This is a genomic window from Paenibacillus sp. LC231, assembly GCF_001860525.1.
Taxonomy (GTDB): Bacteria; Bacillota; Bacilli; order Paenibacillales; family Paenibacillaceae; genus Paenibacillus_AQ.
The window spans coordinates 193,025-217,217 of sequence record NZ_JFOM01000015.1 but is presented as its reverse complement, the minus strand read 5'-3'; the positions used below and the strand labels follow the sequence as shown (position 1 = coordinate 217,217).

The 24,193-nt window shown below is 49.5% G+C and carries 26 protein-coding genes; 9 read left to right on the top strand and 17 right to left on the bottom strand.

Annotation, left to right across the window (positions count from 1 at the left end; genetic code table 11):
• Window positions 1-3 precede the first annotated feature (3 nt).
• The gene (locus AK95_RS11120; protein ID WP_071220035.1) at window positions 4-1,236 is read left to right on the top strand and encodes a nucleoside recognition domain-containing protein; all 1,233 of its coding nucleotides are present in this window, start codon (window positions 4-6) and stop codon (window positions 1,234-1,236) included.
• Here AK95_RS11120 and coaD read toward each other — a convergent pair.
• Window positions 1,214-1,729, bottom strand: a complete 516-nt coding sequence (gene coaD / locus AK95_RS11115) for a pantetheine-phosphate adenylyltransferase (RefSeq protein WP_071220034.1) — start codon at window positions 1,727-1,729, stop codon at window positions 1,214-1,216. The genes AK95_RS11120 and coaD overlap by 23 nt on opposite strands.
• Window positions 1,719-2,324, bottom strand: coding sequence for a 16S rRNA (guanine(966)-N(2))-methyltransferase RsmD (gene rsmD, locus AK95_RS11110; RefSeq protein WP_071220033.1), 606 nt, complete (start codon window positions 2,322-2,324; stop codon window positions 1,719-1,721). Before rsmD ends, coaD begins: the two co-directional genes overlap by 11 nt.
• A gap of 476 nt (window positions 2,325-2,800) precedes the next feature.
• Here rsmD and AK95_RS11105 point away from each other — a divergent pair, with 476 nt between their 5' ends.
• The 3 genes from AK95_RS11105 (at window position 2,801) to AK95_RS11100 (ending at window position 5,459) form a co-directional block, all read left to right on the top strand.
• Complete coding sequence (locus AK95_RS11105) at window positions 2,801-3,010, top strand: DUF5316 family protein (protein ID WP_071220032.1); 210 nt, start codon at window positions 2,801-2,803, stop codon at window positions 3,008-3,010.
• Window positions 3,011-3,094: 84 nt separating this feature from the next.
• Window positions 3,095-3,265, top strand: coding sequence for a hypothetical protein (locus tag AK95_RS34485; protein ID WP_201259375.1), 171 nt, complete (start codon window positions 3,095-3,097; stop codon window positions 3,263-3,265).
• Window positions 3,266-3,482: 217 nt separating this feature from the next.
• A complete protein-coding gene (locus tag AK95_RS11100) occupies window positions 3,483-5,459 on the top strand; it encodes a stalk domain-containing protein (RefSeq protein ID WP_071220031.1) in 1,977 nt (658 codons plus the stop codon).
• Between the two features lie 279 nt (window positions 5,460-5,738).
• On the opposite strand, the gene AK95_RS33820 is transcribed toward AK95_RS11100, so the two are convergent.
• Both AK95_RS33820 and AK95_RS11090 read right to left on the bottom strand, forming a co-directional pair.
• Complete coding sequence (locus AK95_RS33820; RefSeq protein ID WP_233355008.1) at window positions 5,739-5,846, bottom strand: YjcZ family sporulation protein; 108 nt, start codon at window positions 5,844-5,846, stop codon at window positions 5,739-5,741.
• 206 nt (window positions 5,847-6,052) lie between these two features.
• Complete coding sequence (locus AK95_RS11090) at window positions 6,053-6,307, bottom strand: helix-turn-helix domain-containing protein (RefSeq protein WP_071220029.1); 255 nt, start codon at window positions 6,305-6,307, stop codon at window positions 6,053-6,055.
• 178 nt (window positions 6,308-6,485) lie between these two features.
• Between AK95_RS11090 and AK95_RS11085 the strand changes: the two genes are divergently transcribed.
• Window positions 6,486-7,157 carry a tetratricopeptide repeat protein gene (locus tag AK95_RS11085; RefSeq protein ID WP_071220028.1) on the top strand — a complete coding sequence of 224 codons (672 nt, stop codon included), beginning with the start codon at window positions 6,486-6,488 and terminating at the stop codon, window positions 7,155-7,157.
• A gap of 82 nt (window positions 7,158-7,239) precedes the next feature.
• On the opposite strand, the gene AK95_RS11080 is transcribed toward AK95_RS11085, so the two are convergent.
• The 4 genes from AK95_RS11080 to rpiA form a co-directional block, all read right to left on the bottom strand.
• On the bottom strand, window positions 7,240-7,875 hold the full coding sequence (locus AK95_RS11080; RefSeq protein WP_071220027.1) for a GDSL-type esterase/lipase family protein: 636 nt from the start codon (window positions 7,873-7,875) through the stop codon (window positions 7,240-7,242).
• A gap of 128 nt (window positions 7,876-8,003) precedes the next feature.
• Window positions 8,004-8,435, bottom strand: coding sequence for a GNAT family N-acetyltransferase (locus AK95_RS11075; protein WP_071220026.1), 432 nt, complete (start codon window positions 8,433-8,435; stop codon window positions 8,004-8,006).
• A 30-nt stretch (window positions 8,436-8,465) separates the two neighbouring features.
• Entirely contained in the window at window positions 8,466-8,915 is a 450-nt protein-coding gene (locus tag AK95_RS11070; RefSeq protein ID WP_071220025.1) for a MarR family winged helix-turn-helix transcriptional regulator, read from the bottom strand.
• A 49-nt stretch (window positions 8,916-8,964) separates the two neighbouring features.
• Entirely contained in the window at window positions 8,965-9,681 is a 717-nt protein-coding gene (gene rpiA / locus AK95_RS11065; RefSeq protein WP_071220024.1) for a ribose-5-phosphate isomerase RpiA, read from the bottom strand.
• Between the two features lie 88 nt (window positions 9,682-9,769).
• Between rpiA and AK95_RS11060 the strand changes: the two genes are divergently transcribed.
• Window positions 9,770-9,967, top strand: a complete 198-nt coding sequence (locus AK95_RS11060) for a hypothetical protein (protein WP_071220023.1) — start codon at window positions 9,770-9,772, stop codon at window positions 9,965-9,967.
• A 230-nt stretch (window positions 9,968-10,197) separates the two neighbouring features.
• Here the strand turns inward: AK95_RS11060 and AK95_RS11055 are convergent, their stop codons facing one another.
• The 3 genes from AK95_RS11055 to AK95_RS11045 form a co-directional block, all read right to left on the bottom strand.
• The gene (locus AK95_RS11055) at window positions 10,198-10,773 is read right to left on the bottom strand and encodes a macro domain-containing protein (protein WP_071220022.1); all 576 of its coding nucleotides are present in this window, start codon (window positions 10,771-10,773) and stop codon (window positions 10,198-10,200) included.
• 69 nt (window positions 10,774-10,842) lie between these two features.
• A complete protein-coding gene (locus tag AK95_RS11050; RefSeq protein ID WP_071220021.1) occupies window positions 10,843-11,274 on the bottom strand; it encodes a hypothetical protein in 432 nt (143 codons plus the stop codon).
• Between the two features lie 57 nt (window positions 11,275-11,331).
• On the bottom strand, window positions 11,332-11,955 hold the full coding sequence (locus AK95_RS11045) for a TraX family protein (protein WP_071220020.1): 624 nt from the start codon (window positions 11,953-11,955) through the stop codon (window positions 11,332-11,334).
• A 218-nt stretch (window positions 11,956-12,173) separates the two neighbouring features.
• Between AK95_RS11045 and AK95_RS34480 the strand changes: the two genes are divergently transcribed.
• Window positions 12,174-12,347 carry a glycine zipper domain-containing protein gene (locus AK95_RS34480; RefSeq protein ID WP_201259374.1) on the top strand — a complete coding sequence of 58 codons (174 nt, stop codon included), beginning with the start codon at window positions 12,174-12,176 and terminating at the stop codon, window positions 12,345-12,347.
• A gap of 71 nt (window positions 12,348-12,418) precedes the next feature.
• Here the strand turns inward: AK95_RS34480 and AK95_RS11035 are convergent, their stop codons facing one another.
• The 4 genes from AK95_RS11035 to AK95_RS11020 all read right to left on the bottom strand — a co-directional run bounded on the left by AK95_RS11035 (window position 12,419) and on the right by AK95_RS11020 (window position 18,878).
• Window positions 12,419-15,652: a cellobiose phosphorylase gene (locus tag AK95_RS11035; protein WP_071220018.1), complete on the bottom strand. Its 3,234-nt coding sequence runs from the start codon at window positions 15,650-15,652 to the stop codon at window positions 12,419-12,421.
• Between the two features lie 111 nt (window positions 15,653-15,763).
• Window positions 15,764-16,774 carry a LacI family DNA-binding transcriptional regulator gene (locus AK95_RS11030; protein WP_071220473.1) on the bottom strand — a complete coding sequence of 337 codons (1,011 nt, stop codon included), beginning with the start codon at window positions 16,772-16,774 and terminating at the stop codon, window positions 15,764-15,766.
• Between the two features lie 153 nt (window positions 16,775-16,927).
• Complete coding sequence (locus tag AK95_RS11025) at window positions 16,928-18,136, bottom strand: SLC45 family MFS transporter (protein WP_071220017.1); 1,209 nt, start codon at window positions 18,134-18,136, stop codon at window positions 16,928-16,930.
• A 4-nt stretch (window positions 18,137-18,140) separates the two neighbouring features.
• A complete protein-coding gene (locus tag AK95_RS11020; RefSeq protein ID WP_071220016.1) occupies window positions 18,141-18,878 on the bottom strand; it encodes a glycerophosphodiester phosphodiesterase in 738 nt (245 codons plus the stop codon).
• Window positions 18,879-19,105: 227 nt separating this feature from the next.
• On the opposite strand from AK95_RS11020, the gene AK95_RS11015 reads away from it, so the two are divergent.
• Window positions 19,106-19,546, top strand: coding sequence for a MarR family winged helix-turn-helix transcriptional regulator (locus tag AK95_RS11015; RefSeq protein WP_308116327.1), 441 nt, complete (start codon window positions 19,106-19,108; stop codon window positions 19,544-19,546).
• 8 nt (window positions 19,547-19,554) lie between these two features.
• Complete coding sequence (locus tag AK95_RS11010) at window positions 19,555-20,790, top strand: MFS transporter (protein WP_071220015.1); 1,236 nt, start codon at window positions 19,555-19,557, stop codon at window positions 20,788-20,790.
• Between the two features lie 148 nt (window positions 20,791-20,938).
• On the opposite strand, the gene bcbE is transcribed toward AK95_RS11010, so the two are convergent.
• Window positions 20,939-22,243 carry a bacillibactin exporter BcbE gene (bcbE, locus tag AK95_RS11005; RefSeq protein WP_343225162.1) on the bottom strand — a complete coding sequence of 435 codons (1,305 nt, stop codon included), beginning with the start codon at window positions 22,241-22,243 and terminating at the stop codon, window positions 20,939-20,941.
• Window positions 22,244-22,328: 85 nt separating this feature from the next.
• The gene (locus tag AK95_RS11000; RefSeq protein ID WP_071220013.1) at window positions 22,329-24,032 is read right to left on the bottom strand and encodes a methyl-accepting chemotaxis protein; all 1,704 of its coding nucleotides are present in this window, start codon (window positions 24,030-24,032) and stop codon (window positions 22,329-22,331) included.
• Window positions 24,033-24,193: the final 161 nt, after the last annotated feature.

The window sequence follows — 24,193 nt, the reverse complement described above, 5'->3', positions numbered from 1 at the left end:
CTTATGAATAAAGACAACGCCGTCAAGTCATCAAACGGGCTGTGGAACACCATCCTGCTGGGTGCCGCCGCTTTCCTGCTTGTACTGGCTGTCGTCAGCGCGCCCGAACCTGCCTTCCAAGCCACCCTGCAAGCACTTAAGCTGTGGTGGAATATCGTATTTCCCGCTTTGCTGCCTTTTCTCGTACTGGTGGAAATACTCATCGCCTATGGCTGGGCCCATGGGGTTGGCGTACTGCTGGACCCTTTGATGAAAAAAATATTCAAACTTCCCGGTGCTGGCGGCTGGGTTCTTATAACAGGAATGACGGCCGGGTTCCCGGCAGGAGCGCAGGCCGCCTCCCGAATGTATACACAAGGCGAGCTTCGCGCCATGGATGCCGGAAGGCTCGCCGCTATATCCCATTTCTGTAATCCAATGACCATTCTCGTTGTCATCGGAACCGGCCTCCTTCATAAACCGGAGGCTGGGTATCTGCTGCTGATCGTTCATTGGATTTCCGGACTGATAGCCGCTTGGATCTTCGGACTCTTCCATAAACCGGTTTCTTCAGAAGACACACGACGGTTTAATTCAACTCTACACACAGTAAGGACAAGGGAAAACGCCCAACGCCCCCTTCTTAAAAGGGCAGCGACTGCGGCGCTGGAGGCCCATCAACGGGATGGGCGGAGCTTTGGCAAATTACTGGGCGATTCCGTTACCCGTTCAGTTCAAACTTTAATGATGACAGGCGGCTTTATCTTGTTCTTCGCCGTCCTGACCAGAGTATTGACCGGTCACCTGCTGCCGCAGCTTCCACCCTATCTTGTATCCGGAATTTTGGAGGCCCATCTGGCAGCCCAGTCCATCAGCTCCTCGGCATTCCAAGCTGGAATTATACAGCTGGCTGTACTGTCCGCCGCACTTGCATGGAGCGGAATCAGCGCTCAGTTGCAAAGCCTGTCGCTCATGCGGGAAACCGGTCTCTCTTGGCGTTACTTTATGATGAAGCGAGCCCTGCATTCCATGCTCGCCTTTGCGATTACACTGGCAATGTGGAAGCCGGTCAGCGCCCTTTCAGCAGGCATCGTACCGGCTTTCCGAACAGAGCCGCTGGATCACGCCAATACGGATCAGCACTTCAACTTTTGGAGCGGATTGCCTTCATTCTTGCAGGTTCAAGGCGCGATCTGCTTATTATTGATAGCGGCGTTCTGGCTGTGTTCCCGTCTTATTGACCGTTATCGCCGCTAAATTTACGGCGCATCGCGGCATGGACCTCGGGGCTAACCAGATCCGTGGTGTCTCCATTAAAATGAGCGATTTCCTTAACAAGACTTGAGCTAAGGAACGAATATTTCGGGTGCGTCATCATGAAGATTGTCTCGGCATCCGGATTCAGCTTGTGATTGGTGGATGCCAGCTGAAGTTCATATTCAAAGTCGGTCACCGTACGGATCCCCCGTACGATGACCTGGGCATTCTTCTGACGGATATAATTCGCCAAAAGGTCACGAAAGCTGTCGATTTCCACATTCGGAAGATGCGCGGTTTCCTGTTTTAAGAGATCCTTGCGCTCTTCAATCGTAAACAGCGGGTTCTTGCTTAAGTTATTCAACACGGCCACAATCAGCAGATCAAACTGCTTGGAAGCGCGTGTGATGATATCCATATGTCCCATGGTGACCGGATCAAAGCTTCCCGGATATACGGCAACTCGGTATGTACTAGTATTCTCATTTGTCATCTTGTAATTCCTCCTCATCAAGCTCTGACGCTTGATCTTGCGCTGTGTCGTAACGATATATCGAAATGGCGGTTTCTCCGTATTTCGCGGTCCGGAAACAACAAAAATCACCAAACTTCTCAGGATAATTGTAACTTGATTCGTATTCCAATACCACTACAGCTGAATCTTGCAGCAAACCTCGCTCTGCCATATCCAGCATCAGCTCGTCACCATTCTTAAACCTGTAAGGCGGGTCCAAAAAGACCAGATCGAACTTGTAGCCGCGCTTTTCAAGCGCTTTAAGCGCTCTTCCCGCATCGTTGCGGTACACCTCAGCACTATCTTCAAGTCTGGCCGCCTTCAAATTATCCTTGATCGTACTGATGCTCTTCGGTTCCACATCAATAAAAACAGCACGATCCATCCCCCGGCTTAACGCCTCAATGCCAAGGCCTCCCGTGCCTGCGAACAGGTCAAGCAGGGCGCCCCCCTCAAAGTAAGGGCCGATCATACTGAATATGGATTCTTTCACTTTATCCGTCGTCGGACGGGTGCTTGTACCAGGCACACTTTTGAGCGGCCGGCCCTTTGCACTTCCGGATACTACTCTCACTGCTTCATTCACCCGTTTCATTATCTATAAATTAATTGCCAAGACAACGCCATTGACAGTGATTATCGTAACACAATCATTCCATATATGAAAAACGAAACATAATGTCTCGCCATTTTTTTTCAAAGCCATGTATATTTCTACCACAGCCGGGCATCCTTGAAATATCGACATCAATGAATGTCGTAGACAACCGCGGAGAAGACTTACGTTTCCCCATAAGCTCTTCGTCCGGTTTCTCCTCTCCCATGAGGGAATCTCTTCGGAGGTTCCCGAACTAAATCCCTGTAACGGCAATGTCTATTACAGGGATTTAGTTCTTTTTTTTATGTTGAGCCGCTAAACGAGATGAGCGGCTTTTTGTCATATCAATTGCTGCTTCTAGTCAGAAGATGTACTTACCTGTGTAAAAATGCATAACCATTCCCTCTCAGCAAACGTTCTAACAATAAAGGGCATGTTGGGGGGAACACGTGATGAACCTGTTTTTATATGCAGGATTGGCTTGCCTGGCGATTGCAGGGCTTCTATCCGGAGCGTTTATTACTACGGATTACCAACAAAGAGACTACTTCTTTACTGAACCCAAGGACAACCGCGCATCCAGGGAGAAAGTATCCATCTGGTTCTTACTAGCCGGTTTCGTATTTCTTGCGGTCGCCGGTATTGTGTATTTGTTTCGTTAGGGTTGACACTGTGAACATTTGCTCGCGCCCGTAGCGCACGAATAAAGGCACAACAGCATCTGTCTCTGGGGGAGGAACTGATTCATGAATCGTATCATTAGCCATGAAGATACAGAAATAGAACGAACGAGAATAAAATATGCCTTGATCGCTTTAATCTCTAATCTTACATTCAGGAAATTCGCCAAAATCGAAACAGTGAAGAATGATTTATACGCGGCTTTATTGCTGTTGGGAGGAACTCATATTACTTAGTCAGGTTGGTTTCTGCCACCTATGACCCCCGCCGTAATCTCTTAACTAAAACACCGTTAAGGTCGAGACAGTTCGTCGAACTATCGCGAGCTTAACCGGCAAGACGTCCCCGGATATCGGAGGGCGTTTTTAATTGCAGGAATAACACCGATTTTGTCGAATCAATATAGCTGTTTGAAAAATATTCCTATTTGTAAAATGAAGAGAGGTCATGTAAGTGAGAAGAACGTTGTATGTTCTCGTATTATTCGCCGTGCTGGTGGGACTTGGTTTTGCAGGCAGCACGACGCACGGGATCGCTTCTGCCGAAGAGTCCAGGCTCCAGATCAGCGACATTGCGGGAAGGAACACCTACCTGATGAGCGATGGCTCCATGTGGTCCCTGATCGACGGACGACATGCCATACGGACGCCGGGTAAAGTTGCAGCCATCAGCGGTTATGAATACGAAGGCATCGGTATGACGCAGGATGGGCGATTAGTGGAATGGGATATCGGCAAGGGACCCGAGGTCGTTCCGGGAACAAGCGGAGTGAAGCAGATAGCGGGTTCCTACTGGCTGAAGTCGGACGGCACCGTATGGGGCGGCTCGGAAAAAGCAAAAAACCTCAGTGGCATTTTGCTTATCGCCAATGCGGATCAAGAATTTGCCGCCTTGTCCTCAAACGGGGAGCTGCTATTAGAGGATAACTACAAAAAGGGACAATTCAAAAAGCTCGGTATCGTGGAGAACCCGGCCGGGGTCAAATCCATGACGGTTCACAGCGGGCGTGTTGCCCTATTGCGTGACAACGGTGACGTGGTTGTATACGAAACATCCAACTTTGATGATAACGGACGCATCATCCCGGTTACCGTCGCCCAGAACGCAGCTCATATCGTTTATGCATCCAATGAGCCGACGGATCTTCTGATTGTGACGCTCCAAGACGGAACCGTATGGACAACCGGAGTGTATAAAGACCGCTGGAAGCTCAAGGAGCAGGTCTCCGGCCTAAGCGGGATCGTAAGAACCTCGATTTACGGAAATGCCGAGGATCTGTCGGAGGGGTTCTATGCTCAGCGTTCTGACGGAAGCTGGATACATCACACGAACGGGCAGAACAAATCGGTTGATGTGCCTGTCGTTAAGGCCTTTTCGGTTTCGATATCCGATGCCAAGCCTTATGTAGGGGATACCCTTGAAGTCAGTATCCAGGAGACTTACACGAACGGGGCCAAGATCAAAGTGCCGGTTAAAGATGCCCTGATCGATATAGAGAAGCCTTATCTGATGAACATACAGAAGAACGGAACACTGAAGTCTGCGGGCGTTGGCAAGACACAGATTACGGTAACCTCAGGCGGCTTGTCCAAATCGATAACGGTATCGTCCAGCCTGCGCAACAATTTGAAATATGCGAAACAAGTTAACGGGAATATCATGGTGCCGGCCAAATCCGTCATGCAGGCACTGGGCGGCACCTATTCGGCCAAAAACGGATCCGTGGAGGCCAAGCTCGGAGAGACCGTGCTCTTGCTCACGGCAGGCAGCAACCAGGCCAAGCTGAATGGCAGCCCGCTGCGCTTAAAGGCGGCTCCGATGACCGACAAAGGCGAACTGCTAATTCCAGCTTCTATGTTATCCGATGTTCTGGGCGCGAAAATCAATTGGGAAACCAAGTGGAAACAAGCGAATATCTCCTTCGGGAGCGATGCAGTCATGACCGTTGTTTCCAGTGAGACGGCCGGCTTGATCAAAAAAGCGATGCAGGGCAGCTTGGTTAAATTTATTGGTCGAACGTATTGGGTGAATGATTTCGAAGACTTGGAACGCTTCTCGAAATTGACGGTAACCGACATTTTGCCGGATGACAAAGGCGAATTCAACGTGATCTTCAAAACGGCTTCAGGAAAAACAGTGAAAAGCTATCCTATCCGGTCTTCGGAAGTGATGCAGCTGTTTGCGGACCGTTCTTCCCTATTAAATTACGACCCTTACCAAAAGCACAAATGGTCCGCATCGGTCTGGAAACAGATTAAAGCAGGCCAGGTTTCCCTCGGGATGACCAAAGAACAGGTGCAGCTGTCATGGGGAAATCCGGCGGCCAAGGACATTACCACCGGCGGCGGGAAAACCATTGAAACCTGGGGATACTCGAATTTTGATATCGTATCTTTCGTAAACGGTAAGGTTATATTGATTATGATGTAGCATGAGCAGCACACCGGGGACAGAGGATGGACCCGGGTCCATATTCGTTCTACCAAAAACAGACCACTTCTTCTCGAGCGGTCTGTTTTTTTTGAGATTATTCTCATATGCTGTTAAACGATATTCATGACCAATCATTCACGCCGATTCTCGCTTCATCATGAACAAGACCGCCCTAAGAAGAGGCCATGCCTCTTTTGGACGGTCTGTCGTTGTGACTGCTCAAGGTGCTCGGTATTTACTTATTGATTCAATTGGTTTGTTCGCTCAAAAGATGGATTAGATAAATGCGCGAGTAATGATCACCAACAAGATGAATAATACCAAAATAGCACCTACAGAAGAGCCATATCCATAGCCGCCATAACCTTCTCCTACTCCGCTCACATGAATCCCTCCTTTTTTGAACATACCACATGTTATGTCGGTTCCGCTCAAATGAACTGGGCTGTCGCCTGTTCGGGATAAGATTAATGAATTGGCCCATGCATCCAAAAATCCCGGATACGACCATAGAGCATCACCCTTGATTCCCATATGAAAGAGGCATGGTGGAACGGTCATTTACCACACCTCATGTGATCACTTATTGTCTATACCTGCGAAAGTTGTTCTTTTTCATCCCGTTCGGTGTCAGGATCTGAATATACAATTCTCCTGCGGCGATCGACCAAACCTTCTTCGCCCAACTCACGGTATTTGCGCATCCACACTTTCAGCCGTCCGATATCAGATATTTGTAAGGCCGATGCCACTTCTTTCTTAGTCATGCCCTCCAGCCGCATGGCGACTGCCTTTTTCTTCGTTTCGAAACTGTAATGATGGAATATTTGTCCCTTTTTCGCCATGATTATCACCTCTTTACTACCTTTATCGGCTATCATCGACCTTCTTTCAATACCTATGGCCTATTCCGACATGCGCATGTATTCAAGGTCTATGGAACCGATAGTATTTCCACCTAAATAAATCCATGTTATGGTATAATTTGTGTTACAACTTTACATAGAAATTGAGGGATCTCTTTTGTTTAAACTCATCATTTTTGGATTTCTGTTCTACATCTTCGGTAATCCGATTACGGCGATCCTGGTGCTGCTTCTCATCGTGTATGTGCTGGACCGCCGCTTCGTCGGGGTATTTCCCAGCGTGACAAAGCCAATTAAGCGCGCACGTAATATTTCCAAGCTGCGCAGACAGATTGCAGTTAGCCCCAGCGACGTTTCATCAAGGCACGAGCTTGCCAGATTGCTTCTGGAGCGACGTAAGTATGGGGAAGCCCTGAAACTGCTGGAATCCATTGAATCCAGCCTGGAGGACTCCGCCGAGTTCTGGGACGATATCGGAAACGCACGGCTGCATACCGGCAGCATCCCGCAAGGGGAGTCGGATATTATTCGGGCCCTGGAGATCAACCCGAGGGTCAAATACGGCCGGCCTTATCTTAGGCTTGCCGATGCATTTCGGGATTCGGATCGGGAGAAGGCGCTCCATTATTTGGAGCAGTTCCATTCCATTCACTCTTCTTCAAGCGAAGCCTTTTATTTGCTGGGATATATGTATCAATCGCTGGGAAGGACCGAGGATGCCAAGAAGTCTTATCAGGAATCTATGGATGTATACCGGTCACTGCCGAAATACAAAAAACGGCAAGAACGCAAATGGGCCGTACGAAGCTTTTTCAGGAAATTATTATAATTAATAAGGATTACATAAACCAAAGGGCGTCCCATGGTCGAGAGACCAGGGGACGCCCTTTTTTTCTTAATCATTCGATTGGTTATGCAAGTGGCTTGTACCCAAGCCGGTTTAATTGTTCCGCGATCACCCGGTACCCTCGGCCATTCGGGTGTAAACCGTCCACCGACATCAGTTCTTTCTCTCGGCCTGAAAATTGTGCGTAAATATCAGCTACTCGGAAATAGCCGTCACTTAGCCCCATCAAGTGCCGATTGAACCGAATCACGTATTCCGTTGCCTCCGTCCAGGCCGGGTATGGATTATACAGACCGATAGCGCGAATAAAATAAGGTTTGCTGACCGGAGTCTTTATTTTACGGATATGTCTAATGGTATTAGCCACATGATTCTGACATCGATACAAGGCAGCATCCAGCACCTCCCGATTCGGCCGGCCTCCCGTGGACTTTACCGCACGTATCAAGTCATTCCCTCCGATCGATATCGTGATGATCTGAGCCTGCTGCAGGTGAAAGCGATACGTAGGAAGCTGAACGACCCGATCGTATAACTCATCCGAGGTTAATCCATTGACCCCGAGATTCTCATGGGCCACGAACTGGCGAAGCTTCTCCTCCGCCATCCGGCGGTATAACGGAACAAAACCGCTGCCAGGCATCGCCCCAAACCCGAAGGTCAAGGAATCGCCGACAGCGGTATAATGGTACACCAACATGTTCACCCCCTGCCCCGCTCGTTACGACATTATATGAGGAGTACCCCCATTGCGAAACGGGTCTATTGTCTTGAATGGCAATTTTAATTCCACTCGAAGACGGCAAACATGCTTTGGATAAGAATAGCCTATTCTTCGGATTCCTCCACCTCGTAAATGCAGCGGAATCTTTCAACACCCGGATACTTTTCTCCCAGGCTGTACACCTCAAAGCCGATACTGCGGTAGAAGTTTACGGCATCTTCGTCCGTTTCGGCAATAACTCGGGCCGGCTTAGGCTGGACCTCAAGGAGCAGTTCCAAAATCAATCCGCGTCCATATCCCTTGCCCCGATTCTCCGGAAGAACGGCAAGATGCCGAATGGTAAGCTCGTCCTGATCAACATCGAAACCGATGACTCCCAAGAGAAGACCGTCCTCTTCAAATCCAAACAACCGGCTTGGGCCCGTCTCATAAGCAGCAGCCGCCTGATCCACAGCCTCCGGATCCGGAAATACCGAGTAGCTGAGCAGTTCCTTTACTTCGGGTTGCATGGCTTGCATCGTTATATCTTTAAGCATACATATCTCCAATCTAAAACTTGTATAGGTCTACAACATCTTCTCCGCACTGATCCCCAGCTTGCGCAGCAGCATCGCCGCCTGCGCTCTCTCGTCCTCCGACAAGCCGCTAAGCACCTTAACCATCAATTCCTGATGCTGAGGAAAGATGGCTTCGAAGAATTCCTTTCCCTCTGCAGTAAGCTCAGCATAAATGACGCGGCGATCCTCAGCGGAAGCCCGGCGAACCAGCAGGTTTTTCTTTTGAAGCTTGTCCACCACGTATGTAATGTTACCACTGGAAATAAGCACCTTTTCGCCAATTTTTTGCAGCGGCTGCGGTCCTTTGTGATAGAGCACATCCAATACGCCGAATTCGGTGGAGTTCAATCCGTGACTATTGATGCTGCGATGCGAATGTGTCATCACTGCGTTATAAGCTCTGGCAAGGACAACCAGCAAATGTAACGGGGTATCCTCGTGTTCTTGAATATCCGACATATTTCACCCTCCGAAAGATATCATGTTATTAAGGTTAATGAACGCCGGATCAACTGTCAAATGTATTCTTTGCTTCTATGCTCCCGGAATGCAATATCCGTACCGTTCCATCCTGGCAGCCGATGATCGCTTGGTCGGCCATACCGATAAACAGCCCATGTTCAACCACGCCAGGAATGGCGCCTAGCCGAGAGCTCAATTCTTCAGGACGGGCAATATGCTGAAACCGGCAATCAGCAATATAATTCCCGTTATCCGTAACATAAACCCCCTCATCTTGCTTACGGCGGATCTCCACAGAACAACCAAGCTGGGCTAGTGATCGAACCGTCCACTCAAAAGCAAAAGGGACAATCTCAACCGGCAGCGGGAAAGCGCCGAGTTGAGCTACGGCTTTCGCTTCATCCGCTACAATCACGAGCCGTTCACTGTGAAAAGCCGTGATCTTCTCGCGGAGAAGCGCTCCGCCCCCTCCCTTGATTAAACGGAGCTGGTCATCCAGCTCATCTGCCCCGTCAATCGTCAGATCCAAGCGATCGATCTGATGGATCGGCGTCAAGGATATCCCTTGTTCCATCGCCAGCTTCTCCGATGCTTCAGAGGTAGCCACGGCCTGAATCGAGAGTCCGGATCGGACCATCTCGCCGATTTTGAGAATCGCGTAATAAGCGGTTGAGCCAGTGCCCAGTCCAATCTTCATCCCATCCTGGACATACTTGGCGGCATGCTCCGCCGCTATTTTCTTCATATTATATTCACTTTCCATGTGAATCCGCTCCCTCGTCTTAAGCTGAATCAAATGCTATAATATGGGGTAAACAGATGGATTTCATACAAACGAAAGGATTATACTTATGCGAACCGAAAACCAAATCAAATCCAAGATCAATGAACTTACGATGCAGAAGAAAATGCTGCAAACTCGCTTGACTGCTCTCGAGGAGAACAGTCCGGAGCGAGCCTCCCTTCTCAATCAGGAAACCCGTCTCGACGATATGATCACGATGCTGGAATGGGTGCTGTTTGAGCCAAGCGGTTCCTATCATATGTAAAAGTCGACTGACAAAACGTCAGGGGCGCTAACTGCGCCCCTGATTTTCATTAAGATTACAAAATTTATAATTTTTCAGCGGAGCTGAACCATTCTATAGTCGCCAGAAAACCTACCTTTGAACCGCGGTTGCTCATTCTTAAAAGGCCTCGATAGAGGTTTGTTTTTAGGGTCCCCGCAAAGTATTTGGAATAAGCATCGAAGCATAGGCTCCACTTTGTGGGGTTTATTTTAAACTTGCGCCTCCTTCTCCTGTGTGTACTGCTCAAGCCAATGGATATAAAGCTCTTCATTATCAGGAGAAAAACAAACGAAGTCAATCCGATCCAGACGGTTATCCGGCAGATCCTCTTCAAGCAGCTCCGTAACCGCCTTTAACGCAACGTCACATGCCGGAGCCTTAGGATACTCATAGATACCCGTGCTTATATTAGGAAAGGCGATGCTTCTGGCACCCACCTCGATTGCAAGCAGGAGACTATTGCGGTAGCATTCCGCCAGCGTATGCTCCTCACGCCGTCCGCCGCCCTCCCAGATCGGGCCGACCGTATGGATGATATGCTGGGCAGGCAGCCGGCCTGCACCGGTAATCACGGCATTGCCTGGCGGGCAGCCGCCTTGCTGCTTGCGAATTTCCATGCACTGCTCCATGATTTCCGGCCCGCCGGCGCTATGAATTGCGCCGTCCACGCCTTTTCCACCCAGCAGTCCCGAATTTGCAGCATTGACGATAATGTCGCCCGTCCATGTCGTAATATCGCCTATAAAGACGGAGACCGATGTCCTTCCGATTTTAAATGTTTTCATTTCGGAAAATCTCCTTTCGGTCTTTTATTTCTTTATTACCCCGCTAGTGGGTGGATTGACCCTGTTTGCCTATTCTGTTCTCGGCTTTTTTTTGGCAGCTGCAGACAGTCGGTCGGTCAAACTCTTCTCTTCCGGCCCTTGCAGCGCTTCCTCCACCGTACGGTAGAACATCAGGCTGCCGGTGTCCCTGGCCTTCGTCAAATGATGAAGAAACACATTGCCGGCTTGCTCCAGCTTCAAATCCTCGGATGCATTCCTGACCCGGCAAAGATATACCTTCATCATCCCTTGCGGATCGCGAAATTCCATGACGCCGATCGGACTCATCGATCTTTTGTCCTCCTCCGTGAACTGAGGCGTCATATAAACGGTATATTCCGAAGCAGGCGGAGGAATGTATGCTTCCCGTTTTTTATCCGCAATTAATTTGGAATTCATGAATGCGATGTAACCCGCCGCTGCGAACAATAGGATGCAGGCAGCCAGTGCGATATTCAACATGTATGTCTCTCCTTGTATATAATCAATCCATCAAGCGCTAACCTAAAGAGTGCATCTCTATACAATCACCCGTAATAACGCAATAATCAGTAAATGCAGAGGATAAAATGAACGCCATACCCAGCGACTCACCCGGATAGACTCCAGTTTCCTCCATACATGCGGGCCATAAGCTATCACAGCCGTCGGGATGACGCTCCACATCTGCAGCTCCCAGTTATTAAGGAACCAGAATAACAGGTTTAACACCATATGAAGCGGAACAAGCCAGCTGGCCTGGGCATATCGGAAAATCAAAATCAACAGCAGTCCGTAAGCTCCGTAATCAAACGGAAATTCACTCATTAGGGCACAGGCGGCAACAACAACCATCCACGATAACAGCTGGGAATCCGAGCGTTCCAGCACATATAAAACAATGGCTCCAGCAACCAGGGTAATGACCACATTCAACCCTTCAGGATCCAGCGCAAGCTGATAGGGAATTTGGGAGATCACCGCAATAACGGCCAGCCGAATGATATACTTGGGTCTCGAAGAAGTGTAGCGGTGCCCCTGAACGAGAGCATAGACGTAGATTGGGAAAGCAATGCGGCCGATGATTCTCCAAATCTCCTGATGCGGAAAAAACACAAGCCCTACATGATCAATCAGCATCGTCAGCATGGCGATCCACTGCATGACAACCCCCTCCTCGCACTCGAAGACGTTGAATTCATATGTATTTCAAATCGATATATCTATTATGGGTTGCAACACTGGGACTTGCAAGCGAAGAAAACATGAAGCAGCGGATATCCGGCATCCACGTCCAATATCCTCTATAATATAAACAATAGCAGCTTGAGTAGGAAGGACGCTTGTTGGGATCAACTGATACAGATAGAGGTGACGGTCGTATGGAAAAGAAAAAGAACAACATGGCCCTCGGGATAAGCATGGGGGTCGGCGTCGGGGTAGCCATTGGTGTTGCCATGGATAATGTCGCTATCGGCATAGCGATCGGTGCTGCTATTGGCATTACGTTTGGCTCAGCCATGTCAAGCAATAACAAAAAGCCTCCTCATGAATAAACAGAACTTCAAATAACAGTGAATAGGCCACCCGATTCATCTCGGGCGGCCTGGTTGGCTTTCGTTTCCCTCTATTTCAGCACAGCATGAATGGCCCGGATGTTCCCGTTACGAACTTCATGGGCCAACTCACCTGTAATAAGAGGTCCATCGACCTCGATCGAATCCCCTCCCACCGTGGTGAGAGTTAAACGCTGAATCGTAACGCCGTCCTGACCATACGTATTGGCTGCGCGCTCGCTGCGATACGTCACCTTGACAGCCCCAAGGAAGGTGAAGGACACTTCTTGATTCTCGTCAAACAGCCACGCTGGAAGAACGGGGTTCAGATGAAGCTGCAGCTGGCTGCCTTCGTATCGGAATACCTTTTTTCCTGCCATCATCGTAATCCACATGCTTAGGAATTCGGCCGTCGATCCGCTCAGCCTTGCCACGAAACCTCGTCCATGCACGTGGGGATCCGGATTCACGCTGCTGGCAATAAACGAGGAGTTCTCCAGCGTGCTGCGCCCATAAACAGCCGGGTCCAGAAAAGGGATGAGGGAGGTTTTGATTTCCGAGAAAAACTCGTCATACAATCCGGCTATTAATAATGAAAGCAAGTATTTATAGGTCATATGCAAAAATACGGATTCCCGCTCCAGCCAGCCGGCTGTAAATGCACGGATGCGTCCGATTTCATCGGTTTCTCCCTCCAGGCTGACGGACGTTTTATACATTCCGAGCACGGAATCATACAGATCGGATGCCTTGATCCGGTCATACATCGTTCTCGCCCGGCCTTCATCGGCAAGCTTCATGCCGCGAGCCGGTGCCTCCAGAAAATGCGGGAGAGCATACGCCTTGAATTCAAGCACTTTTGCGGCGGGCAAACCATAGCGGGTGATCACCGGCTTTCCCGCTGCATCCCGAACCTCTTCAAATCGCTCGGCTTCAAAACGGAAATACGTTGGCACGATTCCGCCACCCATCTGCTCGGCACGCTGGATACCTTCTTCGATTTTATCCAGAAAGGCTTCGTACATGCTCCTCACGTTCCTCACCGAAATTTCAACCTCCCGGCCGCTGATCCCGTACCGAACCAATGCACGGTAGGATTCACGCTGCCCCGCTACCAAGTCCCAATAACCGAATGAGTCCAGTGAGCCGGACTGATATAGCTGTACGGCTTCGTATACGCTCTCTAAGTAAGACGCAATCTCCTCCGGTACCTGAATCACTTGATGGCCGAACCGCTCGGCCGCATCCACGATAAATGCGACCATCCGCTTCAATTCCATTGTTTCGCTCATGCCCGACCCAAAAAGGCCCGGCAAACCATTCATCGCGTCATTCCAGCCCGGCTTGTTCGCCTCCATCTCTACCCCCATCCCGTAAGGGTCGAGTGTTGCCATTTTATTGAGGGATAATGAGATCATTTTGACAAACAGATTTGTGCGGTAAATGCCGCCTAGTCCGCCATCGACCCGCAGCCATTCCGCAGCGTTCCTTTTTCTGCCGAACTTGTTCAGTTTCTCCTCGTCCTCCAACAGCGCACCATATTGCCGTACCTTGCCCCGGCTGATCACAACCTTCTCACTCCGCGGAAGGACGTACACCGGGCTGTCAAAGAACGTATACGCATTCTCGCCAAACAACAGTTCCTCATAACGGTCGGGATAAATATCCAAGTAGGTATCAACCAGATCCATATTATAAGTCCAATGATCCGACCAGAACCCTTCGCCGAACGAAGCGGCAAAATGTTGATCGGATATCGCCAACAGCCCGGACAAGAACCGTTCCTCGCTGATCTCCAGCCTGATGCCTTGATCCGAAATCGCGTTGATGATGTTACCCGGCGTATAATCCCCGGCGCATGCTTTGGCCAGCTTCTCATAATCTTCCTGAGCCGCGGAGGCCCGCAGCAGTTTCTCCAATTCCCCTTTCTTCCCTTCACTCACGCGGAATTTCGTTCCCTCGACGCTAAGCGGGTTATATCCGTCGGCTTGAATGAGACTGAAGAACATCCGGATGTTGAATGTACCTACCTTCGGGTGGAAAAACACGTCATTTCGGCGGTTCTGATTCATATCCCGGAAATTGCCGTTCCCCTGTGAATAGTACTCCGGCGCAAGAGAAAAGAAGTTATAATCCCGCTCCAGATCCCCATGCTTGCGGGAGTATAGATGGACAACGGCCCCTTCCTTCCCGTTATCGAACAGGAACGGATATCCGCCCCGCAGAAAATTGTCCAGATAGGACTGACGGCTATATTCATCAAATAGTGGTGATCCCGTTTTGGTTGCAACATCCTCGGTTAATTCCCGTGTCAACGCCGAGGCCTCCTCGCGTTTACGGAGGATATAGGCAGGTGAACACAAATCTTTGGAGCGCTTATTGATTTTGCCGATATCGTTCACATGGCCTACCAGCGTATACACGGTCGCCGACTCCCCAGGCTCAAGAGTAGCCGACAGCCCGCTGAATCCGCAGGGCACTTTGTTCACGGCATACGGCGTGGCGTTCATCAAAGCTTCCACCGAGCTCACGGCAAATCGATCAGGATGGATTAATGAAGTGTTTCCGCCAAAGATCAGATCAAAGTCTACAAGGGGTTGAATCAACTTCCCGTGCTGATCAAACGACAGATAGAAGTGACCGCTCGTAACTTCGCTGACTTCAGCCTCATCGTGCGTACTGGAGCGAACTTTATAGAACGGGATCCCCCGTTCAAGGTTCTCCACTTCCATCCAGCTTCGAAGGAGATTGCCGACCTCCTTGTACCCGCTATTCTCGACACCGTAAGGCAGAATCTCCGGCATGCCGTCCAGCAGTTCAAGCGATACAGGCTGAGCTCCGATGTTCGTTACGCTGACTTCGCGGACAAGGGCGGCAAAATCTTCACCGGGCAGCTGAAAATACGACACCGACGTGCGAAATCCGTTACCGGCATGCTCCTCCTCAATGACCAGCTCATTCTGACGGATCAACATCGTTCTCTTCGCTTTGGAATCCGGCTGAAAGGATTGGAACGGCTCATAGACCGGCTCATAGACTGCCGGTGTCCCCGCCATCTTGATAAACGTACGGAAGCCGGTTGTCGACACATTCTTATACGAGATATTCGCCGGGGAAAATTCCATGATCGGCGAGTTCTTGTCGCGTATGCCGAAGCTGCATATCCCCTGACCCCGATTCACATAAAAGGTCCACATCGGTATCCCCTTCAAGCCTGCAATCCCCGGCAGGAAGCTGGAAAACGGTTTGGCGAGATCATACTGCTCGATCACAAAGGTATCCTTCTCAAAACGATAATTTGACATGCTCAGATCCTCCTTAAATGGGTTCATACTTGGATTCAAAATTCAGAGTTTGCCACTTTTCGAAACCGGTTTCGAAAAGTGGCAAAAATGAGTCCTGCCTTTATATTTCACCTAGGTGACCGGGCGGCAGGATTCCCGGATAATCAATTGAACCGGCAGCATAACCGACTGTACTGTTGCGTCTTGTTCTTCGATCGAAGTAAGAAGGATCTCCGCCGCAACGGTGCCCAACTGCTCCGTATCCTGGCGTATGGTCGTTAACGCAGGGGTAATATAACGGGACATTTCAATATCATCAAAACCGATGATGGACACATCTCCCGGTACATTCAAGCCATGATCCTGCACGGCACGAATAGCTCCAAGCGCAAGCAGATCTCCAGCGGCATAAACAGCTGTCGGTCTCTCTCTAAGCCCCAGCAGCCTCTTCATGGCTTCATATCCGCTCTCGGTGGAGAAAAAATCGCTGCTGGTTATGTACTCTTCCCTTAGGTCCAGATCAAGCTCCCGAAGGGCTTGCTCATAGCCCTGTTGACGCTGCTCGCCTGCAAACGTATTCAATCCGCCCGATATATGGGCAATGCAACGATGTCCAAGCGAGTGCAAATACCGAAGTGCCTGCATGCTGCCTCCGATGTTATCGGAGTAAACCGAATGCACCTGCCCCGGTGACGAATCCAGAATGACGCACGGTATGCCGCTATCCAGCAGCTCCTGGAAATCGGGGTCCTCGCTGCTCGACAGAATGACGACCACGCCATCGACGCCCCGGATTTTGCAATGCTCCACATAACTGCTTCTTCGGCCGCCGACATCCTTGGAGATGAACATCAGATCATACCCTTTGGATACCGCAATTTTCTTAAAACTTTCGATGACGGCTCCGAAATAGGGGTGACGAATCCCTGCTCCCGTAGCTTCCACAAAGAGAATGCCAATGGTCCAGGATCGTTTCGTCGTAAGCGATCTGGCGTTTGCGTTTGGAAGATAGCCCATTTCCTTCGCGGTTGCCAGAATCTTGGCTCTCGTCTTCTCCCGGACATCCGGATAGTTGTTGAAGACTTTCGACACCGTCGTAGGCGAATAGCCTGTTTTTTTGGCAATATCATAAATCGTTGTCAACCTTGGAATCAGCTCCTGCACCTTTGCCGGCATTTTCTAATTCAAATCTATCTGATATTAGATTCTACCTGTGCCGGCAAGCTCTCGTCAATGTTATTCCGTACACACTGACTGGCAGGAGCCGAACCTTCGGTTATCAAAAAATCAAATCGGCTAGGACAAGCTGGCGGAAGCGGTCTGCGAGTTTGCAGGGCTTTCCGTTTCCTGATGCCGGATCATGAGCACGCAGATCAGCGCGAGCAGCATGCTGCCTGCGGCGCAATAAAACAGAATCGAATACCCCATGCCGTCAATGAGCTTGCCCAGAAGAGGCGGTGACGAGATCGCCGCAAGTGAGGATACCAAATAGTACATTCCCGTCCGCGTCCCAATGCTGTCCTCTGATCCGGTAGATACAATAAACGGATAGGAATTAATATTGATGCAAGCCCAGAATAATCCGCCAACGGTCAGCAATATGCGAAGCAATAGCAGTGATTCAACCCATGGTACGAGCGCAAAGACAACCAACAGCCCGCTGACGCCGATCAGAATCATCCGTTTCTTGCCGAATTTACCACCAAGCCATCCGCTTGGAATGGCGAACACAACAAAGGCGAGCGAAAAAAACGTCAGGGAAAAGGAAGCCTGCGATTCCGTTAGCCCCATCTCGTTTTTCCCGTACAAAGTAAACAGGGTCTCAACCCCTTGATATGCGACAAACCAGAAAAATATCGCCGCCAAGAGCAGCACCGTTGTCCGATTGATCTGACTCTTAAAGAAAACTTTAGATTTGGCGGCCGTCTGAGCCTGATAGCCTGGAGCGTCACGCTTCTCCTGGATAAACGTTCTTAAGATGAACAACGACACCAGCGTTATGCCCGCTGCGGCAATAAAAGGCAGGGACTGATGTGCGCTATACAGTACCGAGCCCACGCCAAAAGCCAATATGGACCCTATGCCGCCCATAAAGTTAATGATGCCGTTGGCTCTCGTGCGGCGTTTCTCCTCCGTAATATCCGGCATTAATGAAACGGTAGGCGAACGATACAGACTCATGGCCAGGTTCATGAGGACCATAAACAGTATCAATGTCGCCATCCCGTTGTGAAACGGAATGATTGCGGTAAACAGAGCGCCAAGCGGCATACCGATGAGCAGATAAGGCATTCTTCTGCCGTACCGGGTATGGGTCCTGTCGCTGCGACTTCCGATCCATGGCTGCAAGAACAAGGCAAAGTAATTGTCGATCGTCATAAAGAAACCGATCAGTGCGACACTGGATATGTAATCCTCCAGAAAATAGGGCACAAACGCATTGTACAGCGCCCAGGTAATGCTAATGCTGAAAAAGCCAAAGCCCAGCAGCCATGTTTTCTTCACAAAGTCACGCTCCCTTAATTTGTAGCAATCCCCTGAGTACATCCGGATAATCCGTAATAATGCCCGCCACGCCGGCATCGATCAAGGTTTTCATCTGCTCCTCGTCATTGACGGTCCAAGGGTGATAGACTACGCCATGCTGCTTCGCTTCCTCTACCCATTCCGGCAGAACTGCGCGATGGTATGCATGCAGAGCATCCGCTTTGGCCAATTTGGCATACTCCCACGGTTTGTATAAGCCTTCGCCATACAACAGGCCAGTTCGTATTTCAGGATCAATATGTTTGCACTCCACCAGGGAATAATGATTAAAGCTTGAGATGACGATTTGCTCTGACATGTTGTAATGTCTTACGGTTTCGATTACGCGCTTTTCCAGCTCGGGATATTGAATCGATCCGTTCTTCAGTTCGATGTTAACAATCGTGCCGTGATTTTTCGTTAATTCCAGCAGTTCTTCCAGCAGCGGTATCCGTTCCCCTTGAAAATCCGCTCCAAACCATGAGCCAGCATCCAGCTTGGCCAGCTCGTCGTATGTATAATCCTTGACAAGCCCCTCGGCCCCCGTGGTACGGGCGACACTCTCATCATGGATCAGAACCAGCCTTCCGTCCTTCGTCATCTGAACATCGGTTTCAATCCCGGTAGCTCCCTGCTCCAAGCCTTTGGCAAAAGCAGCCATCGTATTCTCGGGACATATGGCCGATGACCCGCGGTGTGCAAAATTAATCAATTGTGACATTTGTACTTCCTCCTGAGTGGTGAGATATTGGTTTGTACTATAAATATAGCTCGCAATTGTTAGAGCTATGTTATCATTCCATTTTTCATATTCCACATCGTTTAACGAAACCCTGTCATGCAGATAATTAATTTTTTGAATGGTTTGACTGATTTGCATGTCAGGCATATAATTGTTTAGACAACTATTTTTGACTTGAAATGAAAGGTGTGACTTGTTTCTTGAAAGTGCCTAAACGCAACCCCTCCATCGGTTTTCATCTGGGTTACACCTATCGCCGCGCATCCCATTTGTTTGCCAATGCCTTGAAGCCCTATGACATCACTCCCGAGCAATGGCTGGTTCTGTACCACATCGGAGAGCACGAAGGGTTAAATCAAAAGGAAGTTGCCGCCAAAGCGGATAAGGACCAACCGACCACTACCCGTATTTTGGATCTGCTCGAGAAAAAAGGGTATACTCGCAAATCCGTTTCGGTTAACGACCGGAGAGCTTTCCAGCTCTTTTTGACGGATACAGGCAAAGAATTGATCGAGGCAACCACAACCATCGAAAGTCAATGCGGAAGCCAGTTAATCGAAGGCATTGACGATCATCAATTAGAGATGTTCTGGGACACACTCTCGCGTATCAATGCCAACATACACAACTTAGACAAACAGGAGTGATGTTTCACATGAATGAAATGAATACAACACAACGATTATGGACCAAAGAATTCATCACCTTGATGGTCAGCAACCTTTTTCTGTTTCTGACCCTGCAGATGATGCTGACCACGCTGCCCGCATACGCCAAGGAGGCGTTTATGGCAAGCCCGCTGCAGGTCAGCCTGATAACCAGCGTGTTCGCTTTCAGCGCAATCGCTTCCCGCTTCGTGTCAAGCAAAGCGCTGGAAAAAGGTAAGCTGCGCCTGCTTCTGTACGTCGGGCTGTTGATCTCACTGGCAGCCACGCTCGGCTATTACTGGGCATCCGGCATTGCCTTTCTTCTGCTGATGCGCGTTTTGTTTGGCATCGGCTTTGGAATGACCAGCACCTCGTTTCCTACGATGGCATCGGACGTCATTCCGATCAAACGACTGGGCGAGGGCATGGGATATTTCGGTTTATCCACTACGCTCGCCATGTCGATCGGCCCGATGATCGGCTTGACGCTTCTGCAAGACGGGGGGTTCACACCGCTTGTGATCATCACCGTCATAATCAATGTACTTATCTTCCCGCTCGCCTACGTCTTGACGTCAAGATCAGCAAAACGAAATATGGAGCGCCCCGCAGCGGTTCAACCTCGAGTTGAGGAGCAACCTAAAGGTTCATTCAATAAAAAGCTGATTCTGCCCAGCGTCCTTAACTTTTTGATGTCCATTACGTACGGCGGATTGTTGAGCTTCATGGCGTTATTCGGCGCCGAGGCTCACCTCCGGAATCCCCAGTATTTCTTCTTGTTCAATGCCATTGCCATTATTTTGGTACGGCCGTTCTCCGGCAGAATCTATGACCGGTATGGACACAAGGCACTGGTTATACCCGCTGCTATTCTAATGGTCGCCGGTTTGTTGTTGCTGACCTTCGCCACATCGACGGGAACTATGCTGTTATCGGCATTATGTTATGGCCTTGGCTTCGGTGCAATGCAGCCATCCATCCAGACCTGGATGATTCAGGAGGTTCATCCGCTGCAGCGCGGCATGGCCAACGGCATGTTCTTTAACTCTCTGGATTTCGGTGTCGCTATCGGCTCTATCGCGCTCGGTTCCATCGCCAAATCCACTTCGTACGCGATCATGTACCGTTATTCAGCCATTGCGCTTGTAATATTAATCCTGATTTATATCATCATGCAGGTAACCGGTCGATCACGTTTCAAAGCAACGTCTCTTGAGGATACCGAACCCACCGCTGCAGGATAACGGAGATAGCAGCGAAGCCTAGAAAAGGCGACGGCATATGAACTTCGAAAGCGTCCCAGGAATGGACCAGGAAACAAAGTGGACGATGGGTGTTCCTCCATGTCACTATGCTCTCTGTCCATATCAGATATGAGAAAGGTCTTGTCCATTATTTATGGACAAGACCTTTCTTTTTCAAGCCCTGGGGTTTCTTGAAGTCGACTCGGTATGAATTCCCTCCGGTATCGTCTTCCTTTGCCTCCGGCTTCACGGCGAATAATGTGAGCAGACTGCCTACAGCCGCGACGGCTGCCAAAGTGCCGAACAGCACCCAATGATTCGCCCCGAGGAGCAGCGAGACAACTGGAGGTCCGAGCGATACGCCGATAAAACGCATACTGCTGTATAGAGAGGTAATGGTACCTCGCTGCTCCTTCTCTATACCTTCCGTCAGCAGCGTGTCCATGCACGGCAGTACCATCCCGATCCCGATGCCGCCAAGCGTCATCATACCGACTACAAAATAAATCTGCGAACTAAATCCGGTGACAATCAGGGAAGCCGTCAAAATGGCCATACCCGCGAAACCGGTCCACTTTTTAGCCGCTTTATTTTTGCCCGTGAATTTACCGGCTAAATAGGAAGACAGACATAACAAAGCCAGCGGAATCGCAAGCACCAGCCCTTTTACCACACCGTGTAAATTGTAAGTGCTCTCGAGCGTCTCCGACAAATAGAAAAGCACGCCGAACACGCCAAACATCGCAATGCCGCCGATGGCGAATATCGCATACAGCCATCTTCCCTTCTCATGCAAAACCTGCCTGGTTGTTTTCAAAAACTCGCGTATGGATTGTTTATCGTCATTGTTCGACTTGGGTGTCTTCACAAGAAAAATGACAAGCACGATAGAGATCAGGCATAGAACCGGAATCGCTATAAAGGGCAAAAACCAGATAAAACTCCCGAGCAGGGCGCCCAGTATTGGACTGACTACCTTGCCAAACGTATTGGAGGTTTCGATAATACCCAAACTTTTACTGACCTTTTCTTCCTCTTTAAACATGTCGCCGACAAGCGGAATGACAATGGGGAATGCCCCGGCAGCACCAATTCCCTGTAGAAACCGTCCTGCCAAAATAACGTAATATGCCGCCGTCCCACTCAGCATCCAGGCAGCCACAGCCGAGACAGCTCCGCCTAATGCCGCAATAATCAAGCTAGGGATGATGATCTTCTTTCGTCCATACCGATCCGATAAATAACCGGCAATCGGGATCAGTAAGATGGCTACAACAGCATACACCGTTATAAGCATACTGACCTTGAAGGAACTGATCCCCAGAGCTTTGGAGATCTGCGGCAAAATGGGAATCAGCATGGAATTGCCTAACGTCATGATGAGTGGTATGGATGCAAGGGCAACCAGATCCCATTTCTTGTTTTCCATGAGAGAAGACCACCTTTGCGTTATCTGTCATCCATATTGTAGGTTCTTTTCCCCGGAATATGCATGATTGCAAGGTGGCCGTTTTTTCCCATATACATTTTTTCCTTATTTATACTTTAAAGCCGGACATCAACTGCCGAAGCTTGCTGGACATAACATTCAAATCTTCAACGGAATTTGTAATTTCCTCCATTGAGGCCAGCTGCTCTTCCGTGGCGGCACTGACGCTTTGAGTTCCCCCTGCAGTCGTCTCCGTGACCTCCTGAATTCGGCGGATGGCGTGAACAAGCTCCCCTGCTCCGGAGTTCATCTGCTCTGTTGCAACGGTAACACTCTGAATTTGCTCATTCAATTCACCGACGGATTGCTCAATGTCCTTAAAGGCTCTCTCGGCTCCTTGTGCCACATTCATGCCCTCGGTCACTTCGCGGGTGCCCTGCTCCATAACGCCGGCCAGATCAACAATATCCTGCTGAAGTTCATGGACGAATTGTCTGATTTCGACAGAGGAGTTCGATGCCTGATCTGCCAATTTCCGGACCTCAGCCGCTACAACCGCAAAACCTCGGCCATGCTCGCCCGCCCGAGCGGCCTCAATTGAGGCATTTAAGGCAAGCAGTGATGTTTGCTCCGCAATTTCGATAATGATCTGACCCATCGCTCCGATGCTGGAGGCCTTTTCGCCGAGCGCACGCACCGATTGAGCGGATTGATCCACACTGGTGCGTATGCCTTCCATTTGAGCCAGTGTATGGATAAGCGCCTGTTCCCCTTCAGCCGCAAGTTGGTTCGTCGTTGCTGCCAAGCCAAAGACGTCTTGGGCGGCATGCGCAATGTGTTTCATTCCTTCCGCCATGTCCGTTACCGTAGCCGTCGTTTCCTCGGTATCCTGAAGCTGGTTCTCTACCCCGGCCGCCAGCTCTTCCATAATACCTGAGGTTTGATGGGAAGCTTGGCGAATTTCCTCGGTTGTGGAGTGCAGCGTCGAAGCTGCGATACCGACTTTGCCGGCCGTATCCTGCACCTGTACGACGAGCTCCCTGAAGCCATCGACCAATTTATTATAAGCATCAGCTACATCCCTGATTTCGTCTTTCGTGTTAATCTGTAATCGGGTAACCAGGTCCCCTCCGCCTTCGGCAATCTTCAAGAGCTGATCGCTCATCCGATTCAAAGGACGAATCGAACGGGTAAGAAGATATCCTTGAATAGCAAAATAAACAACGGCTGCAACTCCGATCAACATAATGATCAAATTCTGGAATCGGCTGCTGGCCGCAATCTGATCAGCCTGCTTAGCCAAGGCTTCATTTTTATGTACTGTAAATTGTGCGATAAGCGTACTGAAGGACTTGCGCACTTCGCGCTCCTGGTTAAAAGCAGCTTCATATACCCGGAACGGCACAGCCTTGTAAAAACCGGTGTCATACCCTAATTTGTTTAACACCTCATTCACGGCTTCGGTGTATATGACATACCCGGTTTCGATCTCGTTAAAAACGTTGCGGTCTTCCTCAGCCGTCATCAAGCCTTTGGTTTCGGCCATGAGTTTGGCGACGGACTCCTGCTTCGCTTTCAATGAATCTGCAAAGGTCGAATCACCGGTCAATAAGTACCCCCGTTCATCATTAGAGACGCCCGACAATAGGGTCTCCAATTGCGTCAGGTTATAAATGACCTTCTGATCCACTTCAATAATCTTGCTGAACCTCTTCTCCGTCATATTCGAAGTGATAAACGCGATAATTACGATTACCGACGTAACCACTGCAAGAATCGTAGACGAAAGAATTAATTTTGTTTTTATCTTCATCCGCAAGCACCCGACCTTTGATAAGTAATATACCCCCAAACCTTTTTTCGTCAAATTTATGTCAAAAATGAATAGACTCGGCGGTCGAGAAAGCGCTTTTCCCGAAAATAATTAAAAAAATTATTAATCACCGGTCAAATCATGATAAATATTGGATAACT